The following is a 15951-nucleotide window of genomic DNA, read 5'->3' as shown; positions in this document are numbered from 1 at the left end:
CACACTGGCGCTTTCGCGTCGTTCATCGCCGTTTATTCCCATTTCCAGGCTTTTCTCAGGCAGGTTTATTGCAATGAAATTGAAAAACCCAAAGTCTTTGTTTGCGATATGTGCAGCACTCACAGCCTGTTTGGCGCATGCCGACGACAGCGTCACGTTGGGGCAGAAACAAGCCAATATCGCCACAGACATTTTTGTTGAATCCTGTGTTGCTCATCCAGGAAACAACAAGGCCTCGGCCGATTGGGCCAAGCAAAAAGGCATGCAGCCCGCCAACGACAAATTTACCGCCGACGTGCTGCGTGGCCGCCCGGGCCAGGTATGGGGCGCGTCCAGCCCCGAAGGGCAATTTATTCTGGTTTTGTCTGAGCCGATGTGTTCGGTCTGGGCGCGGCAGGCGGACGCCGCAGGCGTTGAACAGAATATGCAAAAGATCATCAAGAACATCAAACGTCCGGGCACCAAGGTCAAGAGCCTGGTCGATAAAACCATCATGGAAGGTGGGCTGAACTATCACCAGCAAGCCACCACCATCATCAATACCAAAGAGAAGGCCCAACAAGGCCTGATGATGATCTCCACCACCACCGATTCCACCATGGCTCCGGTACAAATCCGGCTGACCTTGTCGCCGTTTACGCCAGATGCGGCAGATAAAAAATGAGACCCGTGGTCATCATTACCGGGAGTAGTCGTGGCATTGGCGCGGCAACAGCCCGGCTCGCCGGTGCGCGCGGCTATGCGGTTTGTGTGAACTATCTGCATAACGCCGCCGCCGCCGGGCAAGTAGTGAGCGACATTCAAGCCATGGGTGGGCAAGCCATTGCCATTGCGGCGGACATGGCGCTTGAAGCCGACGTGGTGCGCCTGTTTGAAGAGGCCAGCCGGGCCTTGGGGCCGATCAGTGCCCTGGTCAACAACGCCGGAATGATAGAACCGCAGATGCGGCTTGAGCAGATGACCAGCGCGCGGCTACAGCGGGTGTTTACGACCAACGCAATTGGCCCGCTGTTGTGTGCCCGCGAAGCCGTGCTGCGGATGTCGACCCGCCACGGTGGCCAGGGTGGTGTCATTGTCAATGTGTCTTCAGCCGCAGCTCGGCTGGGTTCACCCAACGAGTACATCGATTATGCCGCGACCAAGGGCGCCATCGACACCATGACGATCGGTCTTGCCAAAGAAGTGGCCAGTGAAGGTATCCGGGTGAACGGCGTTCGCCCTGGTCCGATTTACACCGACATTCATGCCAGTGCCGGTGAACCCGACCGGATCGAGCGGGTGCGGTCTGTCATCCCATTGCAACGCGGCGGAACGCCAGAAGAAGTCGCCAACGCCATCCTTTGGCTAATGTCTGCCGAGGCGTCTTACATTACCGGTTCGTTCATCGATGTGGCGGGCGGACGCTAAGCATTCGCAACGCACCCGCCATGCCATTCCATAGCATTTACCACAGATACCCCAGACCCACGCCATAGGTCAGCTGATTGGCCGTGCCACGCTGGGTGACGATGGGCGTATCGGCCGCCGAGCCAATCAGGCGCTGGTCGATTACTGCCGTGCCCACTGCCCAATGTTTATTAATGAAGTAAATAGCGCCGAGCCAGCCATAAACCTGTTGATTGCCACTATTGGCACTGAATACCGGCAAACCGGAAGCTTGTGATGCCGCTTCGTCGACCCCGTAATAGGTGTTCATGAAACTCTTGCTGGCCCAGCCATAGCCCAAACCCAGACCGAATAGCCATTGTGGTGAAGCCGGCGCCCAGATTGATGCTTGCACGGCTCCGCGCACGCCGTCATAAACCTGCCCGCCATTGGTCAAGATATTGGCATACAGCCGGAAACGATACGGAATATCGCCACCGCTTAGATACTGGTAGCCAACAAAACCACCCACTTCCAGCGTGGTGTCGATATCCGGCAGGCGCCGCAGCACCGGGTCGTCAAGATCGCTGCGGCCCAATTTGACATTCAGCGCCGGCCCCCAGCGAAAGCCCGAACCCGTTTTGCCCAGATCGAACTGCGCATATGGCCCGTACCACTCCACCAGCCAGCCATCGCCGCGATAATTCAGGCCTGGCACCGCGCCGACATAGGTATCTTTACAGCCGCTGCATTGCGTTGTTACCCCCACTCCGATACCAAACAGGTTAGGTGCCGGTGGTAAATCGATGGCATTGGCGACCGGCGCCAACAACCCGGCAAGGGCAAGCAATCCCGCACATAATTTGCCAACTACCAACCGCCGGGCGCGCAACAACATAGAATTCTCCGAATTAATGGCGCTGCGAGACAAATCCCACAGGCTTATGTATTAAAGAGCATGAAACTGCCAATACCAAGCCGGGCAGTGGTTTGTTGATCTGATGGTGGTTACGCCGCAACAGGTTTGATACTCTTGCAGCCTTCCCGCCTTTGAATCCCTCCCCGCCGTGCGTATCTCGCTCCCTTTTGCACTTGCCCTCATGCTTGCCGTTCCGGTAACTCATGCCGAGCCAACCTTGCCCCCAGACTCTGCATCTTCCACGTCTGTGCAAGAGCCGCCGCCGGAAACGATGACGGCCCCTCTTCCGGACGTCGAACCCACACCCGAGCCAGTACCCGCCAGTACGCCAGCAGTTGTCACGCCCACGCCGCGCCCGACGCCGCCACCTTTGCAACCCAATCAGGCCGCTGGTGGTGACAAAGAGGCTCGAGCTTTGCTCAACAAGCTGCTGCCCACCGGCATACCGGATCGCGCGGGCTGGTCTACCGACATCTTCAATGCTTTCAGCGCATTGAAGATTCCCTATACGCCATCGTTCTTCTGCGCTTCGATCGCCGTCATTGCGCAGGAATCCAGTTTCCAGAGCGATCCGGTCGTGCCGGGTCTGCCCAAGATTGTGTGGAGCGAGATCGACAAACGCATCCACAAGTTCGGCATTCCGCGACTGGTGGTACAAGCGGCTTTTGCCAAAGCTTCACCAGACGGTCGCAGCTATAACCAGCGGGTCGATTCGTTGCAGACCGAACGCCAGATGAACGCGTTGTTTGAAGACATGATTACCGAACTGCCGTTTGGCCCCAAGTTGTTGGCCGACGACAACCCGATTCGCACTGGTGGCCCCATGCAGGTGGGGGTTGAGTTTGCCAAAGGCCACGTCAAAGTCTGGCCGTACCCGTACAAGATCCAGCGCAGCTTGCGTGACGAAGTGTTCACTCGCCGCGGCAGCGTTTATTTTGGCACAGCGCACTTGCTGCAATACCCGGCCACGTACACGCAAATGGTTTACCGCTTTGCTGATTACAACGCGGGCCGTTACGCCAGCCGCAGTGCCGCTTTCCAGTTGGCATTGGCGCGCATCAGTGGCAGCAAACTGGTTCCCGATGGTTATCTGATGAGCTATACCGGCACGGCGCCCAATAATGACGTAACTGACACCCAGCGCCTGTTGTTTGGCATGACGGGAAAGTTGGGGATTTCCAGAGCACAGATGCTTAGCGACATCCGGCAGGAACGCTATTCCTCCTTCGCGCAAACCCCAACTTATCAGCGGGTCTTTGCGCTCGCCACCAAGGTCGCGGGCAAACCGGCACCGCAGGAAGCGTTGCCGCAAATCCGGCTGATCAGCCCCAAAATTACGCGCAAGCTGACCACGGCATGGTTTGCCCAGCGGGTTGATGGGCGCTATCAGGATTGTCTGGGGCGCATGAATAGCGGTAACTGACACAGTGCACACGCGAGCAGCGAACAGGTAATAACAATAAGCCGGGATGATCCCGGCTTATGGCATGCTGGGGCTTATAAACCGGAACAGAACGGAAAATCGACCTCAGGCTGATGTCCGGAAATGATGTCCGCCACGGCTTTACCGGCGCCACAACCTTCGGTCCAGCCCAGCGTGCCGTGCCCGCTATTGATAAACAGGTTGGGATAACGGGTGCCGCCAATATAAGGCAGATTGCCAGGCGTGGTCGGGCGCAGGCCACTCCAGAACGTGGCGTTATCGTAATCGCCCGCATGTGGGAATATCTCGCGGGTGCGGTGGATTAACGCGGCACAACGAACCGGATTAAGCGTCAGGTCATAACCATTGAGCTCAGCCGTACCGGCAACGCGCAAGCGGTCTCCCAGGCGCGAGAACACCAGTTTGTGGCCATCGTCGGTCAAACTGACTTCTGGTGCTATATCGCCCGGGCGCACCGGAATCGTCGCGGAATACCCTTTGGCTGGATAAATATCCAGGGTGATCTTGAGCGGTTTAAGTAGTTGCGGACTAAAACTGCCCAGACAAACCAGATAAGCATCGGCCTGTAATAATTCGGTGCGGGGATAGCCGTCCGCTTCTTGCCAACGCAATTGCACGCCAGATATCTCGCACGATTGTGCGTCTTCCAGGTAATCAATTTGCGTGCCATAGCGAAACACCACACCAGCTTGCGCGGCGAGCTGGGCCAAATGGTGGGTGAATTTGTGCGCATCACCGGATTCATCGCTGGGTGTGTAGGTGCCCCCCACTATCGGCCGCAACGAACTGGCCAATGCGGGCTCAATGGCAAGACATTCCTGTGCTGACTTCACTTGCCGATCCAGCCCCACCTGACGCATCAGGGCTGCTGCCGGCACTGCTGCTGCAAACTCGGCCTCGTCCGTGTAGTAGTGCAAAATCCCTTTGGTCAATTCGTCGTAATGCAGCCCGGTATCGTGACGCAACTGTTGCAGTTGTGCCCGGCTGTACAGCCCCAGTCGTACCAGATTTTGCAGATTGTGGCGCGCGCGGGCCGGGGTGCACTCTTGCAAGAAGCGTAACCCCCAACGCCATTGGGCCCAGTCCGCTTTAGGCCGAAACAGTAATGGTGCATCTTCTTCGGCCAGCCACTGCAACACCTTCCACGGCGCTTTGGGATTGGCCCATGGCTCGGCATGGCACACGGAAATCTGGCCGCCATTGGCAAAACTGGTTTGCAAGGCGGCATCCGGCTCGCGATCAATCACCGTCACCTCATGCCCCGCCTTGTGCAGAAACCATGCCGACGTTACGCCAGCGATCCCGGCTCCCAATACCACCACGTGCATCCAGTTCTCCCCTTGCCGTGGGCATCGATTATGCCCTGCCAGTATCAATGGCTTTTTTTAATGCACTACCGCCGAAAAGTGTAACTTCTCAAAATCAAATCTGGGCCGTTCTGCCACCGATTGACCGAGGGCTTAGTAAATACCATGGCTCTCAGTCAGCGCACACCTGCTATTTAGAGAATTTCTGATACAGGTCGCAAATAGCCCGGCGTTTTGCCAACCTGCCATGCGTCAGTCTGACTACGCTTTACGACAATCGTCACCCCGAGCACTTCCCTTCAGTAGAACAATTGTTCTATAATCCGGCCACCACACACTTCTTCACGGGTCTTCAGTCATGGATGACAACAAGAGCAAGGCGCTTGCCGCCGCACTGGCACAAATCGAGCGGCAATTCGGCAAAGGCGCCATCATGAAGATGGGCGACAACCAGATCGAAAACGATCTGCAAGTCGTATCCACCGGCTCCCTCGGGCTGGACCTTGGGCTGGGTGTAGGCGGTCTGCCACGCGGCCGTATTGTTGAAATTTTCGGACCAGAATCGTCGGGTAAAACCACGCTGTGTCTACACGTGGTTGCTGAAATCCAGAAGCTGGGCGGCACCGCTGCATATATTGATGCGGAAAACGCGCTGGACCCGGTCTACGCACAAAAGCTGGGCGTTAACGTTGGCGACATGCTGATTTCGCAGCCGGATACCGGTGAACAAGCTCTGGAAATCGCCGACATGCTGGTGCGTTCTGGCGGCGTGGATATCATCGTGGTCGACTCGGTGGCCGCACTGACGCCGAAAGCTGAAATTGAAGGCGAAATGGGCGACGTACACGTCGGCCTGCAAGCCCGGTTGATGAGCCAGGCACTGCGCAAGCTGACCGGTAACATCAAGCGCACCAACACGCTGGTGATCTTCATCAACCAGTTGCGTATGAAGATTGGCGCCATGATGCCCGGCCAGAGCCCGGAAACCACCACCGGCGGTAATGCACTCAAGTTCTATGCTTCTGTCCGTCTGGATATCCGCCGCATTGGCGCAGTCAAGAAAGGTGAAGAAGTCATTGGTAACCAGACCAAGGTCAAAGTTGCCAAGAACAAGGTCGCCCCTCCATTCCGCGTCATCACCTTCGATATTCTGTACGGCGAAGGCATCAGCCGTGAAGGCGAGATCGTCGAGCACGGCGTCACCCACAAGATCGTAGAGAAAGCGGGTGCCTGGTATAGCTATAACGGCAACAAGATTGGCCAAGGCCTGGAGAATTCCCGCCAGTATCTGAAAGACAATCCTGAAGTCGCGGCTGAAATCGTCGCCAAGATTCGCGAAAAAATCGGCCTGAGCAGCACACCAATTGAAGTTGGTGGCACGCAAAACGATGAAGTCGATGTACTCGAAGCGTAATCCGGCTTGAAACCTGCACATGCATGACGATGATGAAGCCTTCGAAGAAGGCTTTGACAGCGAGTTCGAAGCGGCACCGGCGGTGCCCTTCGACCCCGCAAAATTCCGCAACCGCGCACTCGCCATGTTGTCCCGGCGAGAATATGCGCGGGCGGAACTCAAGGCCAAGCTAAGGCCGCACTGCCCCGACGAAACCCACCTGGAAGCGTTGCTGGATGACTTTCAGGAACGCAACTGGCTTTCTGATGCCCGCTTTGCCGAGCAGTGGGCGCATTTTCGGTCACAGCGTTATGGCACGCGCCGACTTGCTGCTGAATTGAGGCAAAAAGGCGTTTCCGGTCAGCTCATTACCGAGACACTGGAAAACATGGAAGGTGACGAGCTTTCCAAAGCTCGCGCACTGTGGCAACGCAAATTCGGTCAACTACCGCAGGATCAGAAAGAGCGCGCCAAGCAGTTGCGCTTTCTGGCTGGCCGGGGTTTTTCCACAGATGTGATCTATCGCGTCGTTGGTGGCGAAGAAGACAATTTCTAAGCCATCCCGCCCTTGCATTTCTTGCTGCTACGCCATTTCGTACCACACATCCCGTTCCTCACTTCTCTGCATCCACCCCACTGTGCGGCAACGCTTCCAGCCATTCCCGAAAGAACCCAATAAACGCTCGCACCTTGGCCGGTACATGGCGGCTATCTGGATAGACAGCGTATATCCCACCGGATGGCAACGCCCAGGCGGGCACCAGTCGGACCAGATCGCCACTGACCAGACCGGCGCGTACGGTACTTTCATCCAGCACCGCAATACCGGCGCCATGCTGCACTAACGCCAATGCACTGAGCGGCGTACTGGTGCGCATGGCGGCATGCAAACGCACGGTGCAATCTTCACCGTCGCCATGGGTAAAACGCCAGGTCAGCGGTGCGGCCAGCAAGCTGAGCACCACCCAGCGATGCGTCGCCAGATCACGCGGGTGCCGCGGCAAACCATGCCTGGCCAGATAGGCTGGAGACGCCACGGCGTATTGCTCGAACCGGGCAAGTTGCGTCGCTCGCAAACTGGAATCGCGCAACCAGCCCATGCGGATTGCCACATCTACACGTTCACGTACCAGATCCAGCACCTGGTCGGTCGCCAGTAAATCAATTTGCAAATCGGGATAGCGCTCGCCAAATGCGGCCAATGCCGGGGCGAGCACTGTGGCGGCGTGGTCAGCGGGAGCGGTAATCCGCAAAGTACCGGATGGCGCGGTGACTTCCTCGTTAAGCCGGTCAATACTTTCACGCAGCGATTGAATCAGCGGCGCGGCGTCCCGAAACAGCGTTTCTCCAGCCTCCGTTAACGTTACTCGCCGGGTGGTACGCACGAACAGTGCCGTGCCCAGTTCAGCTTCCAGCTTGGCAATTTGCTGACTCAACCCGGCCTTGGCCATCCCCATTCGTTCTGCCGCGGCAGTGAACCCGCCCGCTTCAGCGACAGCAAGAAAGAGTTCAACCCGGTTTAGATCTGGTTCGCTCAACATAGGTCTTATTGTCTTCAAATAGTGAACAGTCAATTATCGACAAGGCTGTTTATCAGATCAATAGCACCACGCAAAATAGCAGCACTTTAAATCCAGTCGAACCAACCGATGACCCAACCCACCCTGACCCTGCTGTTTGATCCGCTCTGCGGCTGGTGTTACGCCGCCCAACCCGGGCTGGATGCGCTGGCGCAAAACCTGGACGTGCAATGGCACCTGCTTCCCACTGGTTTGTTTGCCGGTGACGGTGGGCAAACCATGACGACCACAAAGCGTGAGTACTTCTGGAGCAATGACCAGCGTATCGAGCAACTCACCGGGCAAGTCTTTAGCCAGGCTTATTACGATGACGTATTGAGCGACTTCACCAGCCGTTTTGACTCCTGGTTACCAACCAAAGCGTGGTATCTGATCACCGAACAACAACCTGCCGCTGGCCTCGAGGTTCTGCATGCGATCCAGCAATTGCGCTATGTAGCCGGGCGGCAAAGTGCCGACATTGAGGCCTTGGCGGATGTGGCCGAGAAATACGGGCTTGAGCGAGAGAGCTTTCTGATTTCGTTGCAGGGCCCAACCCCACCTGCATTGACTGAAGCCATCAGCCAAGCCAGGCAACTGATGCAATCGCACCGGGTTGGCGGGGTACCGACCTTGTTACTGGAAACCGCAAGCGGCAGCGGCATTGTGCCCAACCATATGCTGTACCACGAGCCAACCCAATTGATCGGGGCGATTCAGAGCGCATTACAGAACGACCATCAATCCGCACAAAACAACCCGTAATAACAACCACTTGAATAACAGCTACAAGGAGAATCTCATGAATATCGTATTGATCGGCGCTACCGGTTTTATCGGATCGGCCCTGCTGTCCGAAGCACTCGCTCGCGGCCATAAAGTGACTGCCATCGTTCAGCATCCGGAAAAACTCCCTGCCCATGCCAGTCTGACCGGCGCGGCAGTCAACGTGCTGGATACCGGCACATTGACCCAGACATTGGAAGGCCATGACGCCGTATTGAGCGCGTTCAGCGGCCACGCCCAGACGGATGTGCGTGATTACTATGTGGCAGGCTTCAAATCCATCCTCACGGCGACCAAAGCTTCGGCCCTGCAACGTTTGCTGGTCGTCGGCGGTGCCGGTAGCCTGGAAGTGGCTCCGGGCCTACAGGTTGTCGATACACCGGAATTCCCGGAACAATGGAGAGGCACGGCCTTGGGTGCCCGCGACGCGCTGGACTTGTTGCGCAGCGAAACCAGCCTGGACTGGACCATGTTGAGCCCGTCGGCATATATCCATCCGGGCGAGCGCACCGGCGTCTTCCGTCTGGGCGGCGATCAATTGCTGGTGGACAGCGCTGGCAAGAGCGAAATCTCGGTGCAGGATTACGCCGTAGCGCTGATCGACGAACTGGAACAACACCAGCACAGCAAGCAACGCTTTACCGTTGGCTACTGAGCCGCCCGTATAGCTATTGCAAGCAAACTGCCCCACCGGCAACGGTTGGGGCAGTTTGCTTTAATACTGTCGCTCGACTTCCCTCTCCAAACCCGCAAGGCTAATCCGGCAGGCGTGCAGGCGGAAAATCTTGAGACTCCGAGCCTTGCATCCAGCAATCCCAGGGTGGTGTTTCGCCCCACTGCGCTTGCAAAAACTCCACCAGTGAACGCACCTTGGCCGACAAATGCCGACGACTTGGGTAGATGGCATGCAAGGTCAGCTCCGGCAGCGTGTAATCGGCCAGCAGTGGCACCAGTCGCCCGGCGCGCAAGTCCTCACCCACCAAAAAAGTCGGTTGCATGATGATGCCCTCGCCCGCCCGCGCCGCCGCACACAACACGTCGCCATTGTTGGCGCGAAAAGTACTACGCACCTGTACTGAAGTGCGCCGCTGCTGGCTGTCGCTAAACGTCCAGGTTTCGCCATCGGCGGCGTATGAATACGCCAGTGCCCGATGTTCCTTCAAGTCCGCAGGCGTTTTGGGCGTGCCATGCGTAACCAGATAACCCGGCGCGGCGCAGGCGACGATGCGGATCGGCGCAATCCGCCGTGCCACATACGAACCCGGCAATTGCGCGGCAATGCGCAAACCCATATCCAGACCTTCTTCGACCAGATCTACGGCTCGATCAGACAAAGAAACATCTGGATGTACCAACGGATATTGCGCGCAATAACGCGGCAATACGGCAGCCAGATGGCGTGTGCCCAAAGACACCGGCGCGGTAAATCGCAACCAGCCGCTGGGTTTGGAAGCCTCACTACCCACTTCGGTCTCGGCTTCATCGACATCGGCAATGATCTGCTGGGCCCGCTCAAAATACGCGCGCCCGGCGTCGGTCAAACTCAGACGGCGCGTGGTGCGTTGTAGCAAGCGTGCGTTCAGATGAGTTTCCAGTTCGGCTACTAACCGCGAAACCGCAGACGTCGACATATCCAGTTTCTCCGCTGCCCGCACGAAGCTACCGGTTTCAACCACCTTGGCGAAAGTTTGCATAGCCAGCAACCGATCCATCACCCAATCCTTTTATTGCGATATATGGGACAAATTATTGATGAATAGCTCATTTATCGCAATGCTAGAAACAAAGACAATGTTCTTCATCCGCTGCGGCAACGCCAGCGGGAAAACCTGAAGCCAGCAAAAATCAACGGCAAACCGCGCTAAAGAACGCAGCAGCTAAATACCGATATTCAATCAACAATCAATATCTACTCTGGAGCAACACCATGAACTCATCTCGCACCGCCCCTTTTGGCATTTTCATTTTGCGCCTGGCCTTGGGGGTGATGTTTGTCGCCCACGGCGCCACCAAGCTGTTTGTATTTACCCTGCCCGGCACCGCCCACTTTTTTGCCTCGCTCGGCTTGCCCGGCTGGCTGGCCTACCCGATTACCTTTGCCGAACTGGCCGGCGGCATTGCGCTGATTCTGGGCATCTTTCCGCGCTGGGTTGCCGCTGTGCTGGCACTGGAATTGTTCGGCGCAGCCACCGCGCACTTTGGTAACGGCTGGATGTTCACCAATGCGAACGGCGGTTGGGAATACCCCGTGTTTTTGGCTGTAACCTCTGCTGCAGTAGCATTACTCGGCGATGGGGCCTTCGTACTCAAACGCTCGACGTTTGGCCGCAACTAAGCAGCGTCGGGTTTTTTGCAAATCCAATAATTGGAAACAAGACAAGCACTGCACTCAGCGGCAATCTGCCCGATAATGTCGCCATTACCTAAACCTGTCCGGGATAGCCCCGGGCAGGTTTTGATTTTTACAGCGGATGCGAATCAATGCCCGCCCGTAGCCGTAGCTCTCGCATAAACCTGTACCAGACATTCTGAAGACTCATGACCACCACCGCACCCAGCACACCCGCGCAACGCCAACCGCTTTCTATCGGGGCGATTCTTTTACTGGGCACACTGACCGCCATCGGCCCGATGTCGATCGATATGTATTTACCGAGCTTTCCGGCCATTCAGCAAAGCCTGCAGGCCAGTGCTGGCGCGGTGCAATGGACGCTGGCCAGTTTTTTCATTGGCCTGGCGCTGGGGCAACTGATTTACGGGCCGTTATCGGATCGTTTCGGGCGCAAGCCGCCGTTGTACTTCGGGATGGCGCTCTACGCCTTGGCCAGCGTGGGTTGCATGTTGTCGCACAGTATCGAAATGCTGATTCTGTGCCGCTTTTTGCAAGCGTTAGGCGGCTGCACCGGTATGGTGATTTGTCGCGCCATTGTGCGTGATCGCTGCGAGCCACAAGAAGCCGCGCGCATCTTTTCGCTGCTGATGCTGGTGATGGGCCTAGCGCCCATTCTGGCACCATTGCTGGGCGGCTGGCTGGTGATCCACCTGAACTGGCGTGCGCTGTTTGGCGTGTTGGTCGGCTTTGGTTTGATCTGCCTGACGGGTATTCACTTTGGACTGACCGAAACCGTGGACCACAAAAAGGCCGCTCCAATGCATTTTGGTGGCGTGCTCAAGGGTTATGGTCAGTTACTGCGGGATCGCTGGTTTCTGGGTTACACGCTGTGCTCCGGTCTGGCCAGCGCGGGCATGTTTGCGTATATCACCGGCTCGCCTTATGTGCTGATTACGCTGCACGGCATTGCGCCGGAACATTTTGGCTGGGTATTCGGGAGCAATGCCTTTGGTTTGATTCTGGCTTCGCAACTCAATAGCCGTTTTCTCAAAGCCAATGATCTGGACACTTTGCTGCGACGCGCTCTGTGGGCGCCCTTGCTGGCGGGCTTGTTGCTGGCTGTCAGCGCATGGCTGGGTTTCGATGCACTGCCGGTCTTGCTGCTCGGGCTGTTCTGCTTTGTCGGCAGCCTTGGGTTTATCAGCCCCAACGGGTCGGCTGCCGCGCTCAAACATCATGGCAGCCGTGCCGGGCTGGCATCGGCCTTGATGGGTAGTTTGCAATTCACTCTGGCCACTGTCGTCGGCACCTTGATGGGCGCCTGGCAGGACCCCAGCGCCAAGCCGTTGGCAACACTGATGTGCGTTTGTGGCGTGGGCGCGTGGCTGATTCACCGCACCCTGGTAATGCGGCAAAAGGCCTAGCACATCGGTTGCCTGTTCGCGCGCCGCGCTTTTGTTTACAATCGGCGGTTACCCATATAACGCGCGAACACGTCCCCGACTATGAAATCCGCTGAAATCCGGCAGAAATACCTCGATTTCTTCGCCTCGAAGGGCCACCAGATTGTGGCTTCTTCGTCGTTGATTCCCGCCAATGACCCGACGCTGTTGTTTACCAACGCCGGCATGAACCAGTTCAAGGACGTGTTCCTGGGGTTCGACAAGCGCGCTTATACCCGCGCCACCACTTCGCAAAAGTGTGTACGCGCCGGTGGCAAGCACAACGATCTGGAAAACGTGGGCTACACCGCCCGCCACCACACCTTCTTTGAAATGCTGGGCAATTTCAGCTTTGGTGATTACTTCAAAGAAGACGCGATCAAATACGCGTGGGAATTCCTGACCAGTGCGCAATGGCTGAACCTGCCCAAAGAAAAACTGTGGGTGACCGTTTACGCCTCGGACGACGAAGCCTACGACATCTGGCACAAGGGTGTCGGCATCCCGGCCGAGCGCATGATCCGTATCGGCGACAACAAAGGCGCGCCGTACGCATCGGATAACTTCTGGACCATGGGCGACACCGGCCCATGCGGCCCATGTACCGAAATTTTCTACGATCACGGCGAAGGCATCTGGGGTGGCCCTCCTGGCTCGCCAGAAGAAGACGGCGATCGTTACATTGAGATCTGGAACAACGTGTTCATGCAGTTCAACCGGGATGAAACAGGCACGCTGCATCCGCTGCCCAAGCCATCGGTTGATACCGGCATGGGTCTGGAGCGTATCTCGGCAGTCATGCAACACGTGCATGCCAACTACGAGATCGACCTGTTTGTGGATCTGCTGCAAGCCGCAGCCAAAGCCACTGGCGTGCCGTACAACCAGGAAACACCGTCGCTGAAAGTGATCGCCGATCACATTCGTGCCTGTTCCTTCCTGATTGCCGATGGCGTGTTGCCGTCGAACGATGGCCGTGGTTACGTGCTGCGCCGGATTATCCGCCGTGCCATCCGTCACGGTTACAAGCTGGGCCAGAAGGGTCTGTTCTTCTATACGCTGGTGGCCAAGCTGGCCGAACTGATGGGCGATGCCTATCCGGAACTGCGCCAGCGCCAGAGCGCCATTGAAGACGCGCTCAAGCAAGAAGAAGAACTGTTCAGCCGTACACTGGAAAACGGCATGGCGCTGCTGGATGGCGCGCTGGCTGGCGGCAAAACAGTGCTGGAAGGCGCAACCGCCTTCATGCTGGCCGATACCTTTGGCTTCCCGATCGACCTGACCGCTGACGTGTGCCGCGAGCGCAATGTCACGGTGGATATGGAAGGCTTCGAGAAAGCGCTGGAAGCACAACGCCAGCAATCCAAAGCCGCTGGCCAGTTCAAGATGACTGCCGGCTTGGCTTATGACGGCGAAGCTAGTCATTTCCACGGTTACGACGAAACCAGCCGCGATGCCAGGATCATTGCGCTGTATCGCGGTAACGAGGCAGTGCAACAACTGAACGCCGGTGATGATGGCGTGGTGGTGCTGGATCACACCCCGTTCTACGCCGAATCCGGCGGCCAGGCGGGCGATACCGGTGAGATCGCTGCCAACAGTGGTCTGGACGGTTTGTTTGACGTGACCGATACGCAAAAGGTGAAGGCCGACGTGTTCGGCCATCAAGGCAAACTGGTACGCGGTAGCCTGAAAGTGGGCGACACCGTGGCGGCGACCATTGATCTGCACAAACGCAACGCTACCGCGCGCAACCACTCCGCCACTCACTTGCTGCACGCCGCATTGCGCGAAGTACTGGGTAAGCACGTGGAACAAAAGGGTTCGCTGGTCAACAACGAACGCACCCGTTTCGACTTCAGCCACCCCAAACCGGTGACGGCGGAAGAACTGGCGAAGATTGAATCGCTGGTCAATCACGTGGTGATGCAGAACTACCCGGTCGACGTGGCCAACATGAGCTACGACGACGCCATCAAGTTCGGCGCGATGGCCCTGTTTGGCGAGAAGTACGGCGACGAAGTGCGCGTGTTGAAGATGGGCGATTTCTCCACCGAACTGTGCGGCGGTACACACGTGCATCGCACCGGGGATATCGGCTTCTTCAAAGTGCTGGCCGAAGGCGGCGTTGCTGCCGGCATCCGCCGCGTGGAAGCCACTACCGGTGAAAACGCAGTGGCTTTTGTGCAAGCGCAAGATCGTGAACTGAAACAAGCCGCAGCACTGGCCCAGGCACAACCGGGTGAGTTGCTGGCCAAGCTGGAAAAACTGCAGGACAACGCCAAGTCGCTGGAAAAAGAACTGGCCAAACTCAAAGGCCAACTGGCTGCGAGCAAGGGTGACGAACTGGCTGATAGCGCCACCGTTATCGGCAACGCCAAAGTACTGGCCGTTGAATTGCCAGGAGCCGACAACACCGCACTGCGCGAAACACTGGACAAGCTCAAAGACAAGCTGGGCAGCGCGGCGATTGTGCTGGCCAGCACCGCTGAAGGCAAAGTCACGCTGGTGGCAGGTGTGACCGCTGACCTCACCAGCAAGGTCAAAGCCGGTGAACTGGTCAACTTTGTTGCGCAACAAGTCGGCGGTAAAGGCGGCGGTCGTCCGGACATGGCCCAAGCTGGTGGCACACAGCCAGAAAACCTGGCTGGCGCACTGGCCGGTGTCATTGCCTGGGTAGCGGCCAAGCTGTAATAGCGCGGTTCCTCCGGCACACGAAAGCGGACATCCCCGGATGTCCGCTTTTTTTATTCCCGCAAACTATGGTTAAGCAAGGAACTCAATGGCGCTTCAATAAGCCCAAGCGCCGATAACCCTCAGTGCGTTTGTGCATTCTTTGAAAGGACTCTATCTTGCCGTTTAACTGGCTAGCTGCCGTACAAGCTATTCCGTGGGGACAAGTTATCGACAACACCCCGAAGTTGATCGAGGCTACCCGCAAGCTATTTTCCAAATCCAGCAAACCGGTACCGCCGCTTGAACCCGCAGCGCAAATACCTATTCCCCAGACCGAGTCTGGCAGACTCGAGCGGCTGGAAACGCTGGCAGAAGCGAACCGCAACGAACTGGTCGATTTGCAGCACGATTTGCAAGAATCGGTACGCTTGATCCAGGTATTGGCAGAACAGAATGCGCAAATGGTCATTGCCATCGAGGGATTACGGCGCCGCACGCGGCTTTTGAGCTGGCTCGGCGTGGTATTGATAATCAGTCTGGTCTTTATGTTCTGGCAGGAGGCTCACCGTTGAGCCTTTGCCTGTACTCACTGTTGCGTAGCGGGACCAGACAGCGCCACTCAGCAGTCCGGCACAGCCGGGCTCACCCATGCGGATGATTTTTCTACGCAGCATCAAGATATATCAGTAAAGTCTGATTTTGATTGTTATCTACCCCAGTCGAGAGCC

General features: G+C 57.1%; 15 protein-coding genes. 11 read left to right on the top strand and 4 right to left on the bottom strand.

Translation table 11 applies throughout. The features are described from left to right. Positions 1 to 73: 73 nt before the first annotated feature. Both N7220_RS19340 and N7220_RS19335 read left to right on the top strand, forming a co-directional pair. Complete coding sequence (locus tag N7220_RS19340) at positions 74 to 664, top strand: NMCC_0638 family (lipo)protein (RefSeq protein WP_283149169.1); 591 nt, start codon at positions 74 to 76, stop codon at positions 662 to 664. Beyond that, complete coding sequence (locus tag N7220_RS19335) at positions 661 to 1407, top strand: SDR family oxidoreductase (protein ID WP_283149168.1); 747 nt, start codon at positions 661 to 663, stop codon at positions 1405 to 1407. Before N7220_RS19340 ends, N7220_RS19335 begins: the two co-directional genes overlap by 4 nt. Positions 1408 to 1444: 37 nt before the next feature. On the opposite strand, the gene N7220_RS19330 is transcribed toward N7220_RS19335, so the two are convergent. Next, positions 1445 to 2263 (bottom strand): MipA/OmpV family protein, encoded by an 819-nt coding sequence (locus N7220_RS19330; protein ID WP_283149167.1) that lies wholly within the window; start codon positions 2261 to 2263, stop codon positions 1445 to 1447. 292 nt (positions 2264 to 2555) lie between these two features. Here N7220_RS19330 and N7220_RS19325 point away from each other — a divergent pair, with 292 nt between their 5' ends. Then, positions 2556 to 3707 carry a DUF1615 domain-containing protein gene (locus N7220_RS19325; RefSeq protein WP_283149166.1) on the top strand — a complete coding sequence of 384 codons (1152 nt, stop codon included), beginning with the start codon at positions 2556 to 2558 and terminating at the stop codon, positions 3705 to 3707. A gap of 74 nt (positions 3708 to 3781) precedes the next feature. On the opposite strand, the gene N7220_RS19320 is transcribed toward N7220_RS19325, so the two are convergent. Continuing rightward, the gene (locus tag N7220_RS19320; RefSeq protein WP_283149165.1) at positions 3782 to 5056 is read right to left on the bottom strand and encodes a D-amino acid dehydrogenase; all 1275 of its coding nucleotides are present in this window, start codon (positions 5054 to 5056) and stop codon (positions 3782 to 3784) included. Between the two features lie 337 nt (positions 5057 to 5393). Between N7220_RS19320 and recA the strand changes: the two genes are divergently transcribed. Both recA and recX read left to right on the top strand, forming a co-directional pair. Then, positions 5394 to 6449: a recombinase RecA gene (gene recA / locus N7220_RS19315; protein WP_283149164.1), complete on the top strand. Its 1056-nt coding sequence runs from the start codon at positions 5394 to 5396 to the stop codon at positions 6447 to 6449. A gap of 19 nt (positions 6450 to 6468) precedes the next feature. Beyond that, positions 6469 to 6984 (top strand): recombination regulator RecX, encoded by a 516-nt coding sequence (recX, locus tag N7220_RS19310; RefSeq protein WP_283149163.1) that lies wholly within the window; start codon positions 6469 to 6471, stop codon positions 6982 to 6984. Between the two features lie 58 nt (positions 6985 to 7042). Here the strand turns inward: recX and N7220_RS19305 are convergent, their stop codons facing one another. Continuing rightward, positions 7043 to 7969 carry a LysR family transcriptional regulator gene (locus N7220_RS19305; RefSeq protein WP_283149162.1) on the bottom strand — a complete coding sequence of 309 codons (927 nt, stop codon included), beginning with the start codon at positions 7967 to 7969 and terminating at the stop codon, positions 7043 to 7045. 108 nt (positions 7970 to 8077) lie between these two features. On the opposite strand from N7220_RS19305, the gene N7220_RS19300 reads away from it, so the two are divergent. Both N7220_RS19300 and N7220_RS19295 read left to right on the top strand, forming a co-directional pair. After that, positions 8078 to 8752 carry a DsbA family protein gene (locus N7220_RS19300; RefSeq protein ID WP_283149161.1) on the top strand — a complete coding sequence of 225 codons (675 nt, stop codon included), beginning with the start codon at positions 8078 to 8080 and terminating at the stop codon, positions 8750 to 8752. A 37-nt stretch (positions 8753 to 8789) separates the two neighbouring features. Next, positions 8790 to 9428 carry an NAD(P)-dependent oxidoreductase gene (locus N7220_RS19295; protein WP_283149160.1) on the top strand — a complete coding sequence of 213 codons (639 nt, stop codon included), beginning with the start codon at positions 8790 to 8792 and terminating at the stop codon, positions 9426 to 9428. Between the two features lie 100 nt (positions 9429 to 9528). Here N7220_RS19295 and N7220_RS19290 read toward each other — a convergent pair whose 3' ends face one another. Next, the gene (locus N7220_RS19290; protein ID WP_283149159.1) at positions 9529 to 10485 is read right to left on the bottom strand and encodes a LysR family transcriptional regulator; all 957 of its coding nucleotides are present in this window, start codon (positions 10483 to 10485) and stop codon (positions 9529 to 9531) included. A gap of 215 nt (positions 10486 to 10700) precedes the next feature. Between N7220_RS19290 and N7220_RS19285 the strand changes: the two genes are divergently transcribed. The 4 genes from N7220_RS19285 to N7220_RS19270 all read left to right on the top strand — a co-directional run bounded on the left by N7220_RS19285 (position 10701) and on the right by N7220_RS19270 (position 15795). Next, on the top strand, positions 10701 to 11108 hold the full coding sequence (locus tag N7220_RS19285; RefSeq protein ID WP_283149158.1) for a DoxX family protein: 408 nt from the start codon (positions 10701 to 10703) through the stop codon (positions 11106 to 11108). Positions 11109 to 11311: 203 nt separating this feature from the next. Beyond that, positions 11312 to 12529 (top strand): Bcr/CflA family multidrug efflux MFS transporter, encoded by a 1218-nt coding sequence (locus tag N7220_RS19280; RefSeq protein WP_283149157.1) that lies wholly within the window; start codon positions 11312 to 11314, stop codon positions 12527 to 12529. An 81-nt stretch (positions 12530 to 12610) separates the two neighbouring features. Further along, on the top strand, positions 12611 to 15241 hold the full coding sequence (gene alaS, locus N7220_RS19275) for an alanine--tRNA ligase (protein WP_283149156.1): 2631 nt from the start codon (positions 12611 to 12613) through the stop codon (positions 15239 to 15241). Positions 15242 to 15399: 158 nt separating this feature from the next. Then, positions 15400 to 15795, top strand: a complete 396-nt coding sequence (locus N7220_RS19270; RefSeq protein ID WP_283149155.1) for a hypothetical protein — start codon at positions 15400 to 15402, stop codon at positions 15793 to 15795. Positions 15796 to 15951: the final 156 nt, after the last annotated feature.

This window comes from Silvimonas soli, assembly GCF_030035605.1.
Lineage (GTDB): Bacteria > Pseudomonadota > Gammaproteobacteria > Burkholderiales > Chitinibacteraceae > Silvimonas > Silvimonas soli.
This window is presented reverse-complemented; position numbering and strand designations above follow the sequence as displayed.

What these genes read in the sequence shown, in the direction of transcription:
- N7220_RS19340 (WP_283149169.1), top strand. Translation starts at nt 74, where the DNA reads ATGAAATTGAAAAACCCAAAGTCTTTGTTTGCGATATGTGCAGCACTC.
- N7220_RS19335 (WP_283149168.1), top strand. Translation starts at nt 661, where the DNA reads ATGAGACCCGTGGTCATCATTACCGGGAGTAGTCGTGGCATTGGCGCG.
- N7220_RS19330 (WP_283149167.1), bottom strand. Translation starts at nt 2,263, where the DNA reads ATGTTGTTGCGCGCCCGGCGGTTGGTAGTTGGCAAATTATGTGCGGGA.
- N7220_RS19325 (WP_283149166.1), top strand. Translation starts at nt 2,556, where the DNA reads ATGACGGCCCCTCTTCCGGACGTCGAACCCACACCCGAGCCAGTACCC.
- N7220_RS19320 (WP_283149165.1), bottom strand. Translation starts at nt 5,056, where the DNA reads ATGCACGTGGTGGTATTGGGAGCCGGGATCGCTGGCGTAACGTCGGCA.
- recA (WP_283149164.1), top strand. Translation starts at nt 5,394, where the DNA reads ATGGATGACAACAAGAGCAAGGCGCTTGCCGCCGCACTGGCACAAATC.
- recX (WP_283149163.1), top strand. Translation starts at nt 6,469, where the DNA reads ATGCATGACGATGATGAAGCCTTCGAAGAAGGCTTTGACAGCGAGTTC.
- N7220_RS19305 (WP_283149162.1), bottom strand. Translation starts at nt 7,969, where the DNA reads ATGTTGAGCGAACCAGATCTAAACCGGGTTGAACTCTTTCTTGCTGTC.
- N7220_RS19300 (WP_283149161.1), top strand. Translation starts at nt 8,078, where the DNA reads ATGACCCAACCCACCCTGACCCTGCTGTTTGATCCGCTCTGCGGCTGG.
- N7220_RS19295 (WP_283149160.1), top strand. Translation starts at nt 8,790, where the DNA reads ATGAATATCGTATTGATCGGCGCTACCGGTTTTATCGGATCGGCCCTG.
- N7220_RS19290 (WP_283149159.1), bottom strand. Translation starts at nt 10,485, where the DNA reads ATGGATCGGTTGCTGGCTATGCAAACTTTCGCCAAGGTGGTTGAAACC.
- N7220_RS19285 (WP_283149158.1), top strand. Translation starts at nt 10,701, where the DNA reads ATGAACTCATCTCGCACCGCCCCTTTTGGCATTTTCATTTTGCGCCTG.
- N7220_RS19280 (WP_283149157.1), top strand. Translation starts at nt 11,312, where the DNA reads ATGACCACCACCGCACCCAGCACACCCGCGCAACGCCAACCGCTTTCT.
- alaS (WP_283149156.1), top strand. Translation starts at nt 12,611, where the DNA reads ATGAAATCCGCTGAAATCCGGCAGAAATACCTCGATTTCTTCGCCTCG.